Here is a 19514-nt window from a genome sequence, read left to right as displayed (position 1 = left end):
GGTGGAGTTGCTGGACGAAGCCATCGATGTATTGCCAAACCGGGTGCAGTTCGATATCCAGGAAGGAGGACGTGTTATCAAACCGATCGCCATGACATTGAAAGCCTACATCCTTGTGACGGCCGCCAGTCCCTTATACAATGGCAACACTGATTTTGCTGGTTATAAAGATCCGAATGGCCAACTGTTTTTCAATCAAACTTTTCAACAGGAGAAATGGCAGCGGGCTGTTGATGCCTGCAAGGAGGCCATCGATTTGTGCCATGAGGTGGGCCATGAATTGTACACGTTCCAACCCGGATCCGGTGAAGACCTTTCTACGGAAACAATTACAGAATTGAGTGTACGGAATCCCTTGACCCAACGGTGGAACACCGAGCAGATATGGACAAATACGAACTCCACGGGCGGCATTATCCAAAGTGCCGCGCAGCCTAAAATGCTGAGTGGATCATCCATGCCACGGTCGAGACTGAGCCCTCCCCTGAAAATCGCGGAGTTGTTTTATACGGAAAACGGCGTGCCAATCAATGAAGATAAGGCTTACCGTTACAACGAACGGTACGAGCTGCAGCAAGCGCAGGAGAGCGACCGGCTATACCTAAAGCCTGGCGAACAAATCCCCGTGCTCCATTTCGACCGAGAACCCCGTTTTTATGCCTTTTTAGGGTTTGATCAAGGGAGATGGTACGGCACCGGATGGTACGACGACAATGATAATATTTATGTAGACGCTAAAGCCGGTGGAATTGCCTCGAGTGCAGGCCTCAACAATAGGTCTGCGACCGGCTATTGGCCGAAGAAATTGGTCAATTACCTTAACGTGGCCACGCCGAATGCCTATAACATTCAGAATTACCCCTGGCCAACTTTCAGGCTCGCTGATTTGTACCTGTTATATGCCGAGGCGCTAAATGAAGTGAGTGGCCCGGGTGATGAGGTGTACAAATGGTTAAACCTCATCCGCGAGCGTGCAGGCCTACCGACGGTCGAGGATGCCTGGACAAATCACTCCACCCAGGCGACCAAGCATACCACACAACAAGGGCTGCGTGAGATAATCCATCAGGAACGGATGATTGAATTACTTTTCGAGGGCCATCGCTACTGGGATCTGAAACGGTGGAAGAAAGCAACCCAAGTGTTGAACGAACCGATTCAAGGGTGGGATATTTATCAAGAAGACGCCGCGACTTACTATCGTGTAAGGTTACTATTCAATCAACAGTTCAGGATGCGCGACTACTTTTGGCCTATCAAGGAGTCTGAACTATTGGTCAACCGGAATTTAGTGCAAAGCCCCGGATGGTGAAGCTTTTAAAAAACGTTCAAATTTTTAAGACAATTATGAATACATATAAGATATTGATCACGCTCGGAATAGGGCTATTGTTTCTGAGATGTTCGGAGGACCGGCCGACTCCCGTGAACGACAATGGCCATGTACCGCTACCCGTTTCTAATATACAAGTGGAAAATATTGCTGGTGGCGCTACGATAACTTACGATCTTCCCCAAGGAGGAAAGGCACTTTATGTGTTGGCCGAATGGGAGCAAAATGGCGAACTGATGACGGCGCAGGCATCATACTACAGCAATTCGTTGCTGGTTGAAGGACTGGGCGAAACCCGCGAATACGAAGTAAACCTGTACACGGTGGGCCGTAACCTGAAACGGTCGAAACCGATTGTGGTGAAACTGAATCCCCTTACGCCACCGATTTGGTCTATTCTCGAATCCTTCGATATACACGAAGACTTTGGTGGCCTCCGCATGGACTTTGTCAATGTCCACGAGGCGGAAGTCTCCATCGACGTATTTACCAAAGACGAACAGGGCGACTGGATTCCAGTGGAAACGTTCTATACGGGCCGTTTGGAGGGAAGGCTGTTTATACGCGGTTTCGATGCGGAGGAACGCCAGTTTGGGTTTACCGTAAAAGACAAATGGGGGAACAAGACGGATATGTTGACGAAGGCCGTGACCCCGTTGTTCGAAAAGGAATTCGACAAGGAATTGTTCAGCACGTTATCCCCGTCCCTGCCGGGTGATATGGGGGCTTATGAGGGTACGACGCTATCCAATATATGGAGCGGTATCATCAACGCGGATAATAGCATCCCCACCGAAGGATTTTTCCGCTCGGCCAATGGGTTGACATTCCCGGCACATTTTACATTTGACCTAGGGACCGTCGGTAAATTGGGTCGGTACACTTTATGGCAGCGTGGCGCCTTCATACCCCAATATAACTTTGCCTACAATGCCGGCGATCTACGCCGGTGGGAAGTTTGGGGAAGGGCTGATAAGCCTACAACCGATGGCTGGGAGGGTTGGACGAAACTGATGGACTGCGAAATGTCGAAACCATCCGGATTGCCCATAGGGCAAACCAGCAATGAGGACATCGAGCTTGCCCAGGGCGGGCATGAATTTTCCTTTTCTCCTGATCTGCCTCCGGTGCGTTACATCCGGATCAATGTATTGAGCAATTGGGGGGGAGTGCAGTATATCCATTTGGCCGAATTGAGTTTCTTCGGAGCACCGGGGCAATAACATGAAAACTAAAGAGCTGATCATGAAAAGAACGAATTATATAATCTATTGCCTCCTAATAGGGGTATGCATAAGCAGTTTTTTTGCTTGTCGTAAACAGGACGATACATACAAACAGTTTTTAGAAGGCGGGGAAATCGTGTATGTGCAACGTGCTGATTCGCTGAAAGCTTATCCAGGCAAAAATCGCGTGAAACTTTCGTGGACGATTTTGTCGGATCCGGATGTCAGGAGTGCTCGGATATTCTGGAACGGTGGAGCAGACTCAGCGGAGGTCGCCATTAATCGTACGATGGGTACTGATACGGTTTACGTCGTGCTGGACAACCTGCCTGAGGGTGCATACACATTTGATGTCTACACGTATGACGATGCGGGCAATTCATCTATCAAAGCCGATGTCTTTGCGCAAGCTTATGGCGACAATTACGTTGCCTCGTTGCTTAACCGGGCGATTGAACAGATCGGCTACAATAACGGCAAATTGGAATTGGCATGGTATGGCGCAGATAACCAGGCTATCGGTACTGAGGTAAGCTATACGGACGCGGAAGGCGTGCAGCGGAAAGTGGAAGTGCTTCCCGGCGATTCGGTTGCTGTATTAGCAGATTACAAACCGAATAGTCCGTTCGAATATGTGACTTATTACCTGCCCGATACGATGGCGATTGATACGTTTGTTACGGACGCTAGTGTCGTGGAGGTGTCGATGCAGCACCATGAAAACATCGACTTGGATAAATCGTTGTTTGCGCCGCTTTACCTGCCGGGCGATGCGCCGATATGGGTGACTTCCTCGTCGGAAGGCAATGACCTGTCTAATCTGTGGAGCGGGATTTTCCACGGCACGAGAGCAGCGAGCCGGGCTTGGTATCGTACCGCAGACGGTACAGGAATGCCTCAGCATTTTCAGTTTGATCTGGGGGTGAGCGCGAAATTGAACAACTTTAAGCTGTTGCAGCGGGGCGTGTTCGATCAACAAAGTTTGGTCTATGCCAATGCCAATCCCCGCCGGTGGGAAGTTTGGGGAAGCAATGAACCGGCGGAAGACGGAAGCTATGATGGATGGGTTAAGCTCGCGGATTGCGAATCATACAAACCTTCTGGTACGCCGGTGGGGCAGCGAACGGCGGAAGATATCGAATATGCGCAGGCAGGGGAAACGTTTGTGATACCCGATGACAAGCCGGCTGTACGGTATATTCGCCTCAAGGTATTGGAAACATGGGGCAATACGACGGCAGTGTTTATTAGTGAGGTGTGGCTCAATGGAAGCTACTGGACGATTGTTCAGGAATGATAAAAACAAATTACGTCATGAAATTACTCGGAATATTGATTGTAATGACCACTACAATATCATTATATAATAAAGCCCTCTCCCAACAGGTCGAAGGCGAAGTTGATTTGGTAAATCTATTTGAATATAAAAAAGCTACCTCATCTGCAGGATTTGATTTTGATAATTTCTGCAAAAACTTTTCTGCATGTATTTCAAATAGTGACCAAATTGATTTCCTAGGTTGCGAATATAAGGGGAAAGTAAAGAGCAGTGTACATGCGATGGCGCTTATTGGACGCAATATTTATCATGGCGCTCCTGCGTGGGGAGTTTCCTCTGCATACAAGGATGATGACGGTCATTCCTATTTTACGCTTGATTTTGAAAATAAGTTGGACTCGTCGAAAGTTAAAATAGCTGACATTACAAATACGCTTTCCCAGCATTACATCCATGGTGGAGATGATGTTTACCTGATCAGATTTGTATCTCCTGATATAAAGACATATGAATATATCATTTTTTGTGATGCGAAGACTCAACAGGTTCGCACGAAAGGAAATATGCTAGCATTCGGCATGCCATTGAGCTTTGTTGAACGCAAAGTAGCCCGATATGCACATAATAATAAAGTGCTTTAGAAATCAACTAAATAAAGCGAGTGGAAAAAATGGAATTGTATCTGACAAGATAATATAACCAAGTGAACATGGTCTCTCTGAAAACATCCTGGTTTTTCCTCATTCTGTATGGCATACTCGCTGTCGTGCCGAATGTTCATTCACAACCGTTGGAAACATTCCGTCCGTTGTCGAATCAAGTGTACATTGACGATTTTGAAGACGAAAGTGAAGGGAATCCGAGCCATTGGATAGAAAGCAATAAACACAATTACTGGACCGTCGTTAACGACGCGGATGGTAATAATGTGTATCGTGTGGAACACAACGGGGTGTCGACCTATTCGTGGCTGCATGTATTCGAAAAAAACGTCACATTTGATGTTCGCTTCAAGGTTGTTGAAATTGCAGAAGAAGATGCTGAGCTCAAATTTGCCGTGCGGTTCAATGATTATGAAGCACTGGTATACTTGGGCTATGATTTCAAAGCCGGGAAATGGTACCTCGCCGAACAGCGTGGTAAAGATTTCGAACCCTCGGTTTTTAAACAGGTTGGCGATTTTACACGAGGTGTAGAACCACTGAAAGTTGGTGCGTGGTACCACATTCGCGTACTATCCAATAACGAAACCGTGACCGTGTACATCAACGATATGACACGACCTAAACTTTGGGCTACGGATGTAAGACACCAATCGCCCGGACGTGTGGCGATAAGCGCGTATAATGCTAGTGTTGACTTTGATGATGTGCGGCTTAATCTTCGGAGTGGCCAAGGCCGGGTGAATGAAGGGGTGCTGGAATACACCGTAGGCGATGATGACGATTTTAGGGAGGGGGCTTCGATTGTGGAAAAGAACAACGGTGATCTGCTGTTGCTGCACCGCAGTGAAGAATTCCATTCGTCTGACGAGGGCCAAACATTCGGTGGCCCGTACCCCTTTAGCTGGCCGAAAAACAATCATGGACATCACAGTGTGCTCCGACTGCAGTCGGGCAAGTTGCTGAACATGGTGGCCGAGTTTGACGGTACCCCCGATCGGTTCGACCGGCCGTTGCGGTTCAGGGCCAAGCTTTCGGACGACGATGGGACCACATGGGTGGACGGCGGCGTGACATGGGAAGTGAGCCGACAAGGGCTCCCCGGTATGTCCAATGCCATCGTGATGAACGATAAACTGACGCAGATGCCCGATGGGCGCGTGTTCTTTGTGGTGCCTGTGCGGAAAGACGATGGAAAGAAAATTGTAGGGCACAAAACGGAAATTTATTATTCGGACGATGAGGGTATGACCTGGAACCAGTCGTTGAATGATTCGGACGATTTTACCGATCTGGAACGGTACGCTGAGGGCAAGGTGATACAAACTTCGAATGGGACGTTACGGCTGTATACACCCTGGAACAATGCACACAGCGTGCGGTATTCGGAATCGTACGACAATGGCGTGACGTGGAAAGGTGATTTCGCATTAGATCAATTCCGCAATTCACGGTCCTCTTTCGCACTGATCGAAGACACCTATGCGGAACGAACCACATTTTATATGGTATGGGTGTACAACAATACGGATGATACGGACATCGTGTTTTTGCCCCGGTCCAGGCTAGGCTTGGCAAGGAGTTATGACGGTATCAATTGGGAATATATGATGGACGTAGAGCGATGGATAAGCCCTGCGAAGAAAGATCGGCGGATCATCACCCAGATTCTTGACCCGAGTCTAACGGCTACGGAAGACTACCTGTATGTGACCATTGGGAGATCCGATCGGGCCGCCGATAACGGCCACAACCATCAACGGTTGCGGTTATATCGTATTGAAAAATCAAAACTGAAGCCATACGACTCATGGCCGACCGAGTTTTAAGTAACAGATAACGAATGGAACATATTATTGCTTTAGATCAAGGCCTGAGTAAATACAGTCCGTTGAAACGCATTATCGCGTATGATGATTTCGATAAAGGGTTGTGTGGATGGATTGACTTGCACCCCAATTATGTGGGTAAAGATTTTAATACGTTGCGATACAGCCACGTGGATAAAACCCAATGGGGGCCCATCATGCTTAGTTCGGCGAGTTTCCGCCTGGCAGGCACGCACGGTTCGATGGATGGTACGTATTCTATGAAACTGTCCACGCGCCCTGCAGCCCGGCCTTATACGGAAGCCCCTGCACCGGGCAGTTTGTCGCATGGTATCAAACGGCTGACCACGCACTTGCCCAAAGGGCTGCGGCAGTTCGAAATGTGGTATGCCTATACCCCCGAACAAGACAGGCAGGGGCTCAGTGAGCAGGCGATGCGCGCCTTTGGTTTCTTCTTTGATATTCAGGATGACGACTACCGGTATTTCATAGGTGCCAGGTACCTCAATTCGGTGGATGGCGAAATGGTAAGGAAATGGCAGATATTCAAAGCAAAGGATGTAACGGATTTGGAATGGGCGTATGGCGTGGAGAACGATTGGTGCAAACATGGTATTGATGCGATGTGGTACGGGAAGCGTTATCCGGATGGCTCAACCGATGGGTTTGAGTGGGTGGAAGATGGTTACCAGGATCTATGCTATAATGAGAGCGATGATAAGATAAACTGGGGTTATGTGAGGTTGCTGATCGATACCGACAAGCGCGAATATGTCGAATTGCAATCAGGCAATACCATTTTTGATCTTCGGGGTATCGCACCGACGCTTACACCACCGTATGCCCGGATTAAAGGATTGTTCAACCCAAGTGTATGGGTTGAGAATGATGCCAATAGGCGCGTGTTTTTTTATGTGGATTCTGTTGTAATTTCCGGAGAGTAACGATGAAAAATTTTCAGGCATCTGCCGTTGAGCGGCGCATTACGGTACAGGGGGAATTTGCATCCCATCCCATGGAAGCGGGTTGGGCCTCGGAAGCGATATTTTTTCTGATCATCGAGGAGATGGGGGCGTCAGCGTTGCTAGATGCACATGTCGAAATCTCATCGGACGGGATTAACTGGATTCCGGAAGGCACCTCATTTGAACCGATAGATCGGCCAGGACATTATTTCGCAAAAGTCAGTCATTTCGGTAATTGGCTCCGTATAAATGGACGGCTACCTATTGGTGCAACCGCAAAATTGTCCATACACCTTCATCTAAAAGGATAAGCGCGGATGATGCTAAACATAAATTCGGCTAATACATATCGTTATGATGCGATTGTCGTGGGATCGGGTATAAGTGGCGGCTGGGCGGCCAAGGAGCTTACCGAACGGGGGCTTCGTACCATTATGTTGGAACGGGGTAGACCGGTTGAGCACGTTAAGGATTATGTAGAAGCAACCAAACACCCTTGGGACTACACCCATCGTGGCGCGTTTCCGCTTATTCAACAAGATAACTATAAGGTATTGCGCAGGAGGGGACTGAATGTAAAGAACATTGGTTTTTGGACCAATGAACAGGATCACCCTTACGTTGAAGCCAAGCGATTCGACTGGTATCGTGGGTACCAGATCGGTGGTCGGTCTTTGACTTGGGGAAGACAATGTTACCGGTTAAGCGATCTCGACTTCCAAGCGAATATAACTGATGGTATCGCGATTGACTGGCCGATAAGGTATAAAGACATTGCTCCCTGGTATACTTATGTGGAGCGGTTTGTAGGAATCAATGGAAATCGAGACGGATTAGACGTTTTGCCTGATGGGGAATTCCTGCCGCCGATGGAAATGAACGTAGTGGAAAAGGACGTGGCACGGCGGATAAAGGCGCGCTACCAGGGTGCTCGGCATGTAATCATTGGCAGGTCTGCGAATCTAACGCAGCCACACCATGGCCGAATCAATTGCCAATACCAGAACCAATGTTCTGCAGGGTGCAATTTTGGGGCATACTTCAGTACCCAATCGGCCACCCTCCCCGCGGCTACGGCGACGGGAAACCTGACCGTGCGGCCATACGCTATCGTTACCCGGATTTTGTATGATCGCGATAAACGTAGGGCGATTGGCGTTGAGGTGCTGGATGCCGAGACGCTACAGACTTACGAGTATTTGGCCGATGTGGTCTTTTTGTGTGCCTCGGCCTTGAACTCTGCATGGATATTGATGAATTCGGCCACGGACGTGTGGGAAGGTGGACTGGGAAGCAGCAGCGGTGAATTGGGCCATAACGTGATGGATCATCACTTCCGTTGCGGTGCTGAAGGTACCATGCCCGGTTTTGAAGACAAATACTACTATGGTAGGCGGCCTAATGGGATATATATACCGCGCTTCCAAAACATTGGCGGGGACCGAAGGCCCTATCTCAGGGGGTTCGGGTATCAGGGTCGGGCAAGCCGTTCTGGATGGAAGCGTGGTGTTGCTGAACTGGGCGTCGGCGTGTCGTTGAAGAACGAGCTTTGCGAGCCCGGTGCGTGGTCGATGGGAATTACTGCTTTTGGAGAAATATTGCCCTACCATGAAAACAGGACTTATTTGAATAGGGAGACTACGGATAGGTGGGGGTTGCCGGTACTCGAAATGGATTGTGAGATTAAATCAAACGAACACCTCATGCGTCGGGATATGATGGATGAGGCGAAAGATATGTTGGTGGCGGCTGGACTGGAAGACGTTAAAACGTTTGATCTTGGCTACGGGTTTGGTGCTGGAATACATGAAATGGGGACAGCAAGGATGGGCAAAAGCCAGGAAACATCGGTAGTAAACGAACATAACCAGGTTTGGGACGCCCCCAATGTATTCGTTACCGATGGCTCCTGTATGACTTCGTCTGGCTGTGTCAATCCTTCATTGACCTATATGGCCCTCACGGCGAGAGCGGCCGACTATGCGACACGAGAATTGAAGCGCGGTAGTTTATAAACGGATCAGCATGCATATCATAGATTATATTATATTGATTTCCTATTTCCTTGGCGTGGTCGTGCTGGCCGGTTTCTTTGGTAAGTCGCAAAAATCATTGAAAGACTTTTTGATGGGCGGCGGTACCATACCGTGGTGGGCGGCGGCATTTGCGGGTATCGCTACGGTAACCAGCGCCATCTCTTATATTGGAGCTGTAGGTTTAGGGTTCAGTTCAGACTTTTCATTTCTCCAGTATCGTTTGGCGATGCCTATTGCCATTGCGGTGATTTGCATTATCATCATTCCGTTCTTTTTTAACCTGAAGCTGTATTCGATATACGAGTACCTAGAAAAGCGATTTAATCTCACGGTCAGGCTCCTTGGCAGCGGATTATTTATCTTATTCAAGAGTTGTTTCTTGGCGATCGGTATTTACGCCCCCGCCATTATTATCAGTGTGCTGAGCGGTGTGGATATCATATGGGTGGTGTTGCTAACAGGTGTGCTTACCACGGCCTATACGTTGATCGGTGGGATGAAGGCGGTGATATGGACAGATGTGCCCCAGTTGATTATCATGTTGGGCGGAATATTCGTGATCATTGCTGTTGCCGTGAGTGGCATTGATGGTGGTTTTGATGAAGTGATCGACGTTGCCCACGAATATGGGAAATTTAACTTTTTTAATTTTTCGACAAGTTTCACGGATACCTATACGGTATTGGGGGGCATTATTGGTGGTGCATTTTTGATCATTTCCCAATTTGGTACCGATCAAGCAGAAATGCAACGGTTCCTGACTGTTAATTCATTGCGGAAAGCAAATTACGCATTTATTGCGTCGGTATTGGTGGCTACCTTGATAGGCTTCTTGATTTTCTTTGAAGGTGCCGTACTGTTTGCTTTTTACCATCAGCGGAACCAGGTGGATATCGAAAGCAATCAGGTCTTCATCCGGTTTGTTATTGAGGAGCTACCCACCGGGTTCAGGGGGTTTCTGATTGCTGCGCTCTTTGCCGCCGCTATGTCTACCATCAGTTCCGTACTGAATTCGCTTACGACAGTATTTGTTTCGGATTTCTACACCCGGTTTAAGCAACGAGAGGCTAGTGTGAAACTGGCAAGGACGGTGACGCTGATTATCGGTATCTTTTCGACGGTTTTGGCTTGTTTAGGCGGGCTGCTGGGTAACATCCTCGAAGCAGCTACTACGATTATCAACTTTTTTGGGGGTGCATTGGTGGGGGTATTTTTGCTCGGTATGCTGAGCCGAAAAGCGGGACCGAAAGGTGCTTTGACAGGTTTTGTAGTGGGGTTTGCGCTGGTATTGTATGTGGCGAGTTTTACGGATATATCCTATATGTGGTATAGCGCGTTCGGAGGAATAACCACCTATCTGGTGGGCTTCGTGGTGAGTACCCTGTTGGGCGAACGATTGAATGAAGGTCAGTTAAAATTGGTTTACCGTATAAAAAGAAGCGTTCGCTTGACCAGGTGTGATGAGTTGGGCAGCGGTGGTGCTGGCCATACCTGATTACGCGTTGGTAAAAATTGAATTTAAACACAAACTATAATGAGAAAAATACAAGGTTTAATAGCAGCTACGTTTGGCACATTCCATGAAGATGGTTCGATCGATCTTGACGGGATTGCCCCAATGATTGATAAATTGATAGCTGATGGTGTGAAAGGCGTGTTCGTTTGCGGAACCAATGGCGAAGGCCCAAACCTTACGATGGAAGAACGGATGGCCGTGGCGGAGCGATACGTAACGTTGGCCAAGGGAAAACTCTTCGTGTTTGTGCATGTAGGGCATACCTCTGTCGCAGAATCACAAAGATTGGCGAGCCATGCTGAAGAAATCGGTGCTGATGCCATATCGGCGGTGGCAGCATTTTATTTCAAGCCCGTGGACGTGGAAAATCTGGCAGATAGTATGGCACAGATTGCGGCAGCGGCTCCAAACACGCCGTTTTATTATTATCACATCCCTGCATTAACCGGTGTAGGTATGGATATGGTCAAGTTTCTCCAGTTCGGTGAAAAACGTATACCCACGTTGGCCGGCATTAAATATACGGCAGCGACCATTCATGAATACCAAGCATGTTTGGCTTACGGTAATAACAAGTTTGATGTGCTTTATGGCTATGATGAATTGCTGCTACCGGCGCTGGCCGTGGGGGCGAAAGGAGCGGTGGGGAGCACCTATAATTTCGCTGCGCCGTTGTATATCCGTGTGATGGAATCTTTTGGTCAGGGGAATATTGTGGAAGCACAGCGAACCCAATTATTGCTGGTAAACATGGTTCGTGAGATGGCGAGGTTTTCACCGATTCCTTCACAACGTGCGATCATGGATATCATCGGTCATCCACTGGGGCGCACCCGCCTACCTTTGGTGCCGCTTACGTTGGAAGAAAAGGAATTGTTGGCATCTCGGTTGGAGGAGATAGGTTTCCTGCAGGCGTTGGAAGAAATGAAACGGACCACACAAAAGATATGATGAACGGCGGAAATATTTGGTTGCCGGTGATGGTTTTCGCAATGATACATACTTGTGAAAATAATAAGACCGTAACGCATTTTGATTGGCAACAGTTTCCGCAACTACCCGATGCCGTGGGGTTTGCAGGTTCGTTTGCTGGCGTCAGCGAGGGCTATATACTCGTAGCGGGCGGTGCTAATTTCCCTCGGGGTACGCGGCCGTGGACCGGGGGCATAAAACAGTGGAGCGACAAGGTGTTTGCGCTCGGGGAAGGCGCTGATCGTTGGGAAATTGTCGGAAAGCTGCCCCGGCCGATGGGGTACGGGGTTTCACTCACTTGGCGAGACCAAGTGATTCTGTTGGGCGGCGGCGATCAAAAAAGGCACTATGCGCATGCCTACGCGATGCGATATGCGGCGGGCAAGCTCGAGATCGATTCATTACCCACGTTGCCGAAAGCCATTGCCAACGCTAGTGGGGCGCTGATTGGCGATGTGATTTATATAGCAGGGGGGCTCGCTTCGCCAACGGCTACGGAAGCCATGGCGAATTTCTGGGCGCTCGACTTGGCGAAACCGGCGGCGGAACGGCATTGGGAAGTGCTGGAACCCTGGCCCGGTGACCCGCGCATGCTCGCTGTCGCAGGTGCGGTCGATCATACCTTCTACCTGCTCAGTGGGGTATCTCTTAGCGTAAACGATAGCGATGCTTCCCCCTCACGGACATACCTTACGGACGCTTTCCGATATACGCCGGGCTTGGGGTGGCAGAAAATTGCTGATCTGCCACACGCTGTCGCGGCGGCGCCCAGCCCGGGGTATACCACGCGCGACCAACGCTTGCTGGTATTTGGCGGCGACGACGGAAGCTTGGCGGAACAGCATAGTGCCCTGAAGGATGAGCATCCGGGCTTCACCACCGACATTCTTGCCTATGACGTAAAACGCGATGCATGGCAAACCGAAGGTACGATAGCCACTGATAAACAACCCGACCCGGCGCAGAACCCCAATGCGAGCACCTGGGCGCCGGTGACAACTACCGGGATTAGTTGGGGTAACAGGTATGTGATGCCGATGGGTGAAATTCGCCCTGGTGTCCGGACAAATCGGGTGTTATCCGTTACACTTCTCGATGAATAAGAAACGGTATGAGCAAGCTAGTATCGAAATCTTGGTACCCTTGGTTATTGGTGGGGTTGCTATGGATTGTAGCGTTCCTGAACTACCTTGACCGCATTTTAATAACCACCATGCGCGACCCCATCGTCGGCGAGTTTTCGCTGACCGATGCCCAGTTTGGCTTGCTGACGGCGGTCTTCCTATGGTCGTACGGCATACTTAGCCCGTTTGGCGGTTATCTCGCTGACAAATACAGTAGAAGGAACGTGATCATATTCAGTGTGGCCGTATGGTCGCTCGCAACGGCTTGGACTGGGTATGTGTCATCGTACGAGGAATTGTTGGTTGCGCGTATTGTGATGGGTGCCAGCGAGGCGTTTTATATTCCGGCTGGCCTTGCACTGATTACCGACTACCACCGTGGAAAAACCAGGTCGTTGGCAACAGGTATCCACTTTAGTGGTTTGTATGTGGGACTAGCGCTAGGTGGAGTAGGTGGGTATATCGCAGAGATGTGGGGCTGGCGTTACGGTTTCCATTTGTTTGGTTTCTTCGGTTGCCTTTATGCGCTTGTATTGTTGTTTTTCTTGCGCGATCGTAGAACGGATGATTTGGCCCCTGGGATTCAATCAGCCCAAAGACCCCAGCCCGTTGGATTTACGGATGCCGCTAAGACATTGGTTGGCGAGCGTTCCTATCTGGTGCTGCTGTTTTATTTCGTTGTGCTGGGTATAGCTAACTGGCTGATATACGCTTGGCTGCCGACATTTTTGCGGGGGCAGTTTTCGCTAGGCTTGGGAGAGGCGGGGCTTTCGGCGACACTATACCCGCAAATTGGATCGTTAGTAGGTGTACTACTCGGTGGTTTTTGGGCCGATTGGTGGTCTAAGGTAAATCGCAAGAGTAGGATTCTTGTCATCGTGATCGGATTTGCCGTTGGTGCACCATTCTTGATACTTATGTCGTGGACATCATTTTTCTTAATGGCCATTATGGCGCTGTTCTTTTTTGGAATGGCCCGCGGATTCAGCGATGCTAACCTTATGCCGGTGATCAGGCAGGTGATAGGCAGCCGCTACGCAGCTACGGCCTATGGTGTATTGAATTTCCTAAGTACCATCGCCGGCGGTTTAATGGTCTATGTCGGCGGAGCGTTGAAAGATGCTGACATCAAGCTTTCCATTGTATATATTGTCGCTGCATGCCTGCTGTTAGTGGCGACGTGGTCGTTGATGTTTGTAAGGGTTAAACAGGAGTCTTGATGAACAGCAGTGTAGTGGATGCGTGGTTTTAAATGGATGATAGGGACCGTAATTTTAAGAGATCATAGAAGTATATGGAGTATCTAGCTATGGGTAATGGAAAGATTAACCGAATCGTTTTGTTGGTCATCGGTTGCTGTCTGCATGCGGTTTGCTTCGCTACAGCTGTAGGCGATGTTGTGCAAGTAAAGACCGTTGCGTATAACATCCCGGCGATTTTGGGAGAAGATGGTAACCCGGTGATGCGGATCGAAATTGCGATTTCTGGGGACAAGGAAGTTACGTTGAACCATCTCGTGTTCGATCTTTCTAGCCGGTTCTCAGAAGACGGAATAGCGGCTTTGAGGGTCGATTACATGGGGGCTGATTTCGAAGGCGACAGGCCGAATTCCAATGAACTTGAAGAATTCGGTGCCGGAGCGTTTGATGGTCAATCTGTTGTCGTTTCGGGTTCCCATGAATTGCCGCCGGGGCATCACTATTTTGAGGTCTCTATTGGGCTCGCGGATGATGTGGATTTGGGTTCGTTGTTTATTTGCCACCTTACCCGTGTGCAAGTCGGCGAGAAATTGCTGCAGTTATCGGATATTGCCAATCCGCGCGCGTATTTGCGTCCTGCGGCCGCCGTTCGTCGACACATGCAGGATGGTGTGCACACCTCGCGGATACCGGGTCTGGCAACGACACAGAAAGGCACGTTGCTTGCTATTTTTGACGCAAGACATGATAGCCGCCGCGATTTGCAGGGTGATATGGACATCGGTTTACACCGGAGCGAGGATGGTGGGCAAACTTGGGAGCCCCTGCAAATAGCCGTGAATATGGGCAAATGGGGTGGACTGCCCCAGAAGTTTAATGGCGTGTCTGACGCCTGCATATTGGTAGACAGGAACTCCGACGCAATCTATATTGCGGGTTTATGGATGCACGGTGTGATTAATGATGCGGGCGAATGGGTAGAAAATCTCACCGACACTAGTACGGTTTGGAACCACCAGTGGCGAACGAAAGGGTCCCAGCCGGGCTTGGGTGTCAAACAGACTTCCCAATTCCTTGTGGTGAAAAGCACGGACGATGGTAAAACCTGGAGCGAGCCGGTAAATCTTACGGAACAGTGTAAACGGGAGGAATGGTGGCTATGGGCGCCGGCACCAGGCAATGGTATTACAATGACCGATGGTATGCTGGTATTTCCAACCCAGGGGCGGGATGCCGCTGGAAAGCCTTTCTCCAACATCACTTACAGCGCAGACGGCGGGAAAACCTGGTCGACCAGCAATCAGGCGTTGGAGGTGCCGGCAGGGACGACCGAATGTGCGGTGGTGGAGCTGGCCGATGGATCGCTGATGCTGAATATGCGGGCTAACCGGAATCGGGGTAACGCCGGGCCCGACAACGGGCGGGCAATCGCGGTGACCAACGACATGGGGAAAACGTGGCAAAAACACCCAACGTCGTTCCGGGCATTGCCCGAGCCGACGTGTATGGCCAGCCTTTATGCACACGAGTATGTTGTAGATGGCGAGATCAAACGGTTATTGATTTTTCTAAACCCCAATTCGAAGGGTGTTCGTGAAAACATGACGGTAAAGGTTAGCTTTGACGATGGCCTGACTTGGCCGCGTGAAAATTGGATATTGTTGGATGCGGGGAGAAGTAGCGGTTATTCCTGTATCACCGCTATCGATAAAGGAGAAATTGGGGTTTTGTACGAGAGTAGTCGTGCGGACTTGGTTTTTCAGAAAATTAATGTTGGCGAATTGATTAAATGAAGTATCCGTAAGGAAATATGACAGGCCAGCGATTTCCACGATGCGATCTGCAACGACAGCAAAAAGTTGTCAGTGGGATGTTAATGGGTTCACAATGAGTTACGGACGATAACCTGGGTTGGATTTCGCTGCACCACCGTTTTTCGGTTGACGATGGCATAGCTGACCGCTTTGCCCATGGCCTCGAAATCGGTTGAAATGACCGTAATGCCATCTTCAAGGATTTCTTTAACAGCCGTGTCGTTGTAGGAAATCAAACCAATATCTTTGCCCAATTTATAGCCTTTTCCCCGGGCCAGTTTAATCAAGGCCACATCATCAGTGTCGTAACGACTGAAAGTGATGTAAGCGTTACCTTTTTTGAAACTCCCCGCCTCTACTTCATGTTCGATGGCGTACCGGTGACCATGCTCCATGCAGAAACGCAAGAACCCGTCCACGACAAGACGCGCATGTAAGGCCTCGGTGGGTGCTATTAGTACCAGTTTTTTGTATTTCAATAATTGCTTTTGCAACTGATTCATTCCATCGTAGATGTCATGCTCGAAATCTTGGAATACATTGGAGTACTCGCCCTCAAGTTCGGGATGGTTGTAATCAATAATCAGTCGCTTTTGGGCTGGGATGAGATTAAGGACTTCGGACGGGTCGTCTTTGAGAAAAGTGGCGATGACGAAATGTGTATAGTTGGAGAGGTTTTCCCGGATGAGGTTTTCAAATACTTTAAAGTTATGATGGTGGAAATAGATATCAACGTCGGCTATATCCCTCAGCTCATCGAATAGCGTGTGATAGAACCGATCGCGCATGACGTTCATTTTGTCAAGTAGTAGGAACACGCGGTAGGTATGGTTTACCGACTTCTTCTTAACATAATATCCTTTTCTGTAAACCGATTCGACGATGCCTTTTTCGAGTAGGTGGTTAAGCCCTTTAAGTAACGTTTCCTTGCTCATTCGGAGATCTTTCTCCAGTTGTTTGAGAGAGGGCAGCCTGTCGCCGATACGCAGTTGGTCCGATTCAATGAGCCCATTGATATGATCGACCAGTTGCATGTATTTCATGCGTTGGGCTGAAGGATTGGCTGTGTTTTCTAGGGTTTCTATTTGCATGGCACAAAAATAGATAAATACCACAACAAACCAAACCAGTTGTGGCTTTCAATGGAGATTTGGGGCTATTTTGATGACAAAATCATATTTTTTCAATTTTATTTGGAAGTATCAAACGAAATGCCTTATACTTGCAGTGTGGTTTTATTACCAGACCACACCAGACCAGTTTGAATTGAGATTGGGACCAGTTAGGTAGTCGTCACAGCATGAAGTTTATTGAACACTGTATATGAAATATGTAGTTATAAAGACGCAGCTTATCACGCTTATGGCGCTTTTGAGTATGGTTGTATTTGCGGATAGTCTAGAAGTTGAAGAGGACGACAGCACCATTGTGCTCCATAGGGGTATACACGACCTCGAAATTCAGAAAGAAGGATTCAGGTTTTCGATCAGTAGAGACGGAAAGCAGCTTTTAGCGGCACACGAAGCGGCTGGTCTAGTATTGCTGAAATCACCGGTGGCCCGTGCACGAGTTTTGAACGCATATGGCGATTCGGTGGCAGTTGCAGTGACGAATCGCTTGGGGATAGCGGCCATCGTCGGCATCAAGTTTTACGATAATTGCGTTAAGTTTTCTGCAACTTTCGCCGACGAGAATATCCGGGGGTCGGTTTTCTTTGCGACGCAAGGTGTCACACCAGCGTTTGGTCTATCAGATCACGCGGCGTACCGGAAAGACCCGTCAACAGAAGTGACGGGGTACTCATCGAACTACTTTGGTGCTTTATCTGACGGCAAGCCGTCGCGGTTAACAAGCAACTTTGTCATTAGTCCGGCAAACCAGGTCGCTTTTGTCAATATGGAACCTTCGAAAAAAATTGTTGCTGTTTCGAAGGCGGAGTGGAAGCAAGGGAGTGTTTACGTCAATTCGCTTCGGGCGCTCTATTATTTCACGGGAGGGGCAAAGGAGATTTATAAAGACTACCTCGATGCGAGGAACCGGGAAGGCTATAAAGTTTATAAACCTAAATACGAATGGTTTGGTGTTGGCTGGGAGGCATTCGGCGCGTTGGGTTGGGTGACGAATCACCATACTATCCGAGAGAATGTAGATACGTATTTAAAATCGGGTTATCCATTGAGTTGGATGGTGGTGGGGTCCGGATTTTGGCCTAACAACGAGGATCGTCTATTGGCCACAACAAGCTTTGGTGCTTGGGATAACGAAAAATACCCAGACCCTGAAGGCTTTATTGCTTATTATAAACAGCTTGGATTAAAAGTCATCCTAGGGTTGCGCATTGCTTTCATACCCAATGGGATGTACACTCACGAAGGATTGGAAAATGGATATTTTATTCAAAAGGACGGCAAATCGCGGTTATTTAAGGTCAATTTCCCAAAGTCCGATTGTTATTTGCTCGATGGCAATAACCCCGAGGCGGTGGCGTGGTACTTGACGTTGTGTGAGAAATGGTTAGCTTACGGGATAGATGGCTTCAAGGAGGATTTGTTTGGCTATGAAATAGGCGATTTTGATGACGACAAGCTCGATGCCGTAAACCGTGGATTGATGGATAAAGGTGTGTATGTGATGGGGCGGAATGGGTATTTGGGTTCCCCCATGGACCTGCATCGGTATGACGATTTCAACTTCAATCAAAATCAAGATCGCGGGCCGGTCAATGGCTTGGCGTTTTCTTATAGTGGATTTCCATACACGTACCCGGATATTGTTGGCGGTACGGGGCTGGCAGGAGATCGGTTTGGCAAAATTGATCGGAATAAATTGCGGATTTATCTGATGCGAAATGTACAGTATGCTTCATTGAACCCCGCTATGTCATTTGGTTTCGGCGTATGGCAGTTGAATGACGATCAGGTAGCTGAAGTATGTCTGGATGCCGCCAAACGGCATCACGCCTTGCAGCCATATATTTTTGATGCGGCTTTGAAAGCTTACGAAACAGGTTTCCCCTACCCATTGACGCCCCTTCCGCTTGCTTTTGAAGATGACAAGGCAACCTATGATCGGGAGAACAATCGGAAGCGAGGCTACCAATGGATGATTGGTGAATCATTGATGGCATACCCCTTATATGGGAATGACTACCATACGACCAATCGACGCGATGTTTACCTTCCCGAAGGGGTCTGGATCGACTACGATAGTGGCAATAGATACCAGGGGCCGATGATGCTTGATGAGTTCGAGATTCCGGTTGATAAAACACCGTTGTTCGTTGGGGGGAAGGGCTTTGTGGTTGAGCAAGCGGAAAATGCGCTGTATGCCCGGCTTTATGACGTCGATTTTGCCGGCCATATCACGTTCCGGCATAAAGACGGGCGGAGCCAATCGGTCATCGATATTCGGGAAACTCCATCAAAGAAATCTATCGTGATGGACTCAACTACCGGCAAGAGGATACGAACGGCATGGGAAAGGCATGCTCTTCAGTTTGTGATGGAAGCCGGGCACCATTATGTGATTGAGTAACATTTTTTCAGCAAAATAAAGTTGT

15 protein-coding genes are annotated in these 19514 nt (G+C 48.8%); 14 read left to right on the top strand and 1 reads right to left on the bottom strand.

What is annotated here, in order from left to right; translation table 11 throughout:
* The 13 genes from ACO1NT_RS14720 to ACO1NT_RS14660 form a co-directional block, all read left to right on the top strand.
* Positions 1-1312 (top strand): RagB/SusD family nutrient uptake outer membrane protein (locus ACO1NT_RS14720; protein ID WP_449049489.1); only part of this gene is annotated, 1312 nt, incomplete at its 5' end.
* Positions 1313-1347: 35 nt separating this feature from the next.
* Positions 1348-2556: a DUF5000 domain-containing lipoprotein gene (locus tag ACO1NT_RS14715; protein WP_449049488.1), complete on the top strand. Its 1209-nt coding sequence runs from the start codon at positions 1348-1350 to the stop codon at positions 2554-2556.
* Positions 2557-2578: 22 nt separating this feature from the next.
* The gene (locus tag ACO1NT_RS14710) at positions 2579-3856 is read left to right on the top strand and encodes a DUF4998 domain-containing protein (RefSeq protein WP_449049487.1); all 1278 of its coding nucleotides are present in this window, start codon (positions 2579-2581) and stop codon (positions 3854-3856) included.
* A gap of 17 nt (positions 3857-3873) precedes the next feature.
* Entirely contained in the window at positions 3874-4479 is a 606-nt protein-coding gene (locus tag ACO1NT_RS14705) for a hypothetical protein (protein WP_449049486.1), read from the top strand.
* Positions 4480-4547: 68 nt separating this feature from the next.
* Positions 4548-6329, top strand: coding sequence for an exo-alpha-sialidase (locus tag ACO1NT_RS14700; protein ID WP_449049484.1), 1782 nt, complete (start codon positions 4548-4550; stop codon positions 6327-6329).
* 14 nt (positions 6330-6343) lie between these two features.
* Positions 6344-7273: a DUF6772 family protein gene (locus ACO1NT_RS14695; protein ID WP_449049483.1), complete on the top strand. Its 930-nt coding sequence runs from the start codon at positions 6344-6346 to the stop codon at positions 7271-7273.
* A gap of 2 nt (positions 7274-7275) precedes the next feature.
* A complete protein-coding gene (locus tag ACO1NT_RS14690; protein WP_449049482.1) occupies positions 7276-7605 on the top strand; it encodes a hypothetical protein in 330 nt (109 codons plus the stop codon).
* 9 nt (positions 7606-7614) lie between these two features.
* Positions 7615-9309, top strand: coding sequence for a GMC oxidoreductase (locus tag ACO1NT_RS14685; protein ID WP_449049490.1), 1695 nt, complete (start codon positions 7615-7617; stop codon positions 9307-9309).
* Between the two features lie 10 nt (positions 9310-9319).
* On the top strand, positions 9320-10825 hold the full coding sequence (locus ACO1NT_RS14680) for a sodium:solute symporter family transporter (RefSeq protein WP_449049481.1): 1506 nt from the start codon (positions 9320-9322) through the stop codon (positions 10823-10825).
* Between the two features lie 39 nt (positions 10826-10864).
* A complete protein-coding gene (locus ACO1NT_RS14675) occupies positions 10865-11797 on the top strand; it encodes a dihydrodipicolinate synthase family protein (protein WP_449049480.1) in 933 nt (310 codons plus the stop codon).
* Complete coding sequence (locus tag ACO1NT_RS14670; protein ID WP_449049479.1) at positions 11794-12921, top strand: galactose oxidase; 1128 nt, start codon at positions 11794-11796, stop codon at positions 12919-12921. Before ACO1NT_RS14675 ends, ACO1NT_RS14670 begins: the two co-directional genes overlap by 4 nt.
* Before the next feature lie 8 nt (positions 12922-12929).
* Positions 12930-14162, top strand: coding sequence for an MFS transporter (locus ACO1NT_RS14665; RefSeq protein ID WP_449049478.1), 1233 nt, complete (start codon positions 12930-12932; stop codon positions 14160-14162).
* Positions 14163-14236: 74 nt separating this feature from the next.
* Positions 14237-15934 (top strand): exo-alpha-sialidase, encoded by a 1698-nt coding sequence (locus ACO1NT_RS14660; protein WP_449049476.1) that lies wholly within the window; start codon positions 14237-14239, stop codon positions 15932-15934.
* Positions 15935-16023: 89 nt separating this feature from the next.
* Here the strand turns inward: ACO1NT_RS14660 and ACO1NT_RS14655 are convergent, their stop codons facing one another.
* Positions 16024-17046, bottom strand: coding sequence for a GntR family transcriptional regulator (locus tag ACO1NT_RS14655; protein ID WP_449049475.1), 1023 nt, complete (start codon positions 17044-17046; stop codon positions 16024-16026).
* A gap of 232 nt (positions 17047-17278) precedes the next feature.
* Here ACO1NT_RS14655 and ACO1NT_RS14650 point away from each other — a divergent pair, with 232 nt between their 5' ends.
* The gene (locus ACO1NT_RS14650; RefSeq protein WP_449049474.1) at positions 17279-19489 is read left to right on the top strand and encodes a TIM-barrel domain-containing protein; all 2211 of its coding nucleotides are present in this window, start codon (positions 17279-17281) and stop codon (positions 19487-19489) included.
* Positions 19490-19514 lie beyond the last annotated feature (25 nt).

This window comes from Parapedobacter sp. (genome assembly GCF_053550995.1).
This window is presented reverse-complemented; position numbering and strand designations above follow the sequence as displayed.

Bases quoted from the DNA above. Each gene is read 5' to 3' on its own strand.
- ACO1NT_RS14715 (WP_449049488.1), top strand. From the start codon at position 1,348: ATGAATACATATAAGATATTGATCACGCTCGGAATAGGGCTATTGTTT.
- ACO1NT_RS14710 (WP_449049487.1), top strand. From the start codon at position 2,579: ATGAAAAGAACGAATTATATAATCTATTGCCTCCTAATAGGGGTATGC.
- ACO1NT_RS14705 (WP_449049486.1), top strand. From the start codon at position 3,874: ATGAAATTACTCGGAATATTGATTGTAATGACCACTACAATATCATTA.
- ACO1NT_RS14700 (WP_449049484.1), top strand. From the start codon at position 4,548: ATGGTCTCTCTGAAAACATCCTGGTTTTTCCTCATTCTGTATGGCATA.
- ACO1NT_RS14695 (WP_449049483.1), top strand. From the start codon at position 6,344: ATGGAACATATTATTGCTTTAGATCAAGGCCTGAGTAAATACAGTCCG.
- ACO1NT_RS14690 (WP_449049482.1), top strand. From the start codon at position 7,276: ATGAAAAATTTTCAGGCATCTGCCGTTGAGCGGCGCATTACGGTACAG.
- ACO1NT_RS14685 (WP_449049490.1), top strand. From the start codon at position 7,615: ATGCTAAACATAAATTCGGCTAATACATATCGTTATGATGCGATTGTC.
- ACO1NT_RS14680 (WP_449049481.1), top strand. From the start codon at position 9,320: ATGCATATCATAGATTATATTATATTGATTTCCTATTTCCTTGGCGTG.
- ACO1NT_RS14675 (WP_449049480.1), top strand. From the start codon at position 10,865: ATGAGAAAAATACAAGGTTTAATAGCAGCTACGTTTGGCACATTCCAT.
- ACO1NT_RS14670 (WP_449049479.1), top strand. From the start codon at position 11,794: ATGATGAACGGCGGAAATATTTGGTTGCCGGTGATGGTTTTCGCAATG.
- ACO1NT_RS14665 (WP_449049478.1), top strand. From the start codon at position 12,930: ATGAGCAAGCTAGTATCGAAATCTTGGTACCCTTGGTTATTGGTGGGG.
- ACO1NT_RS14660 (WP_449049476.1), top strand. From the start codon at position 14,237: ATGGAGTATCTAGCTATGGGTAATGGAAAGATTAACCGAATCGTTTTG.
- ACO1NT_RS14655 (WP_449049475.1), bottom strand. From the start codon at position 17,046: ATGCAAATAGAAACCCTAGAAAACACAGCCAATCCTTCAGCCCAACGC.
- ACO1NT_RS14650 (WP_449049474.1), top strand. From the start codon at position 17,279: ATGAAATATGTAGTTATAAAGACGCAGCTTATCACGCTTATGGCGCTT.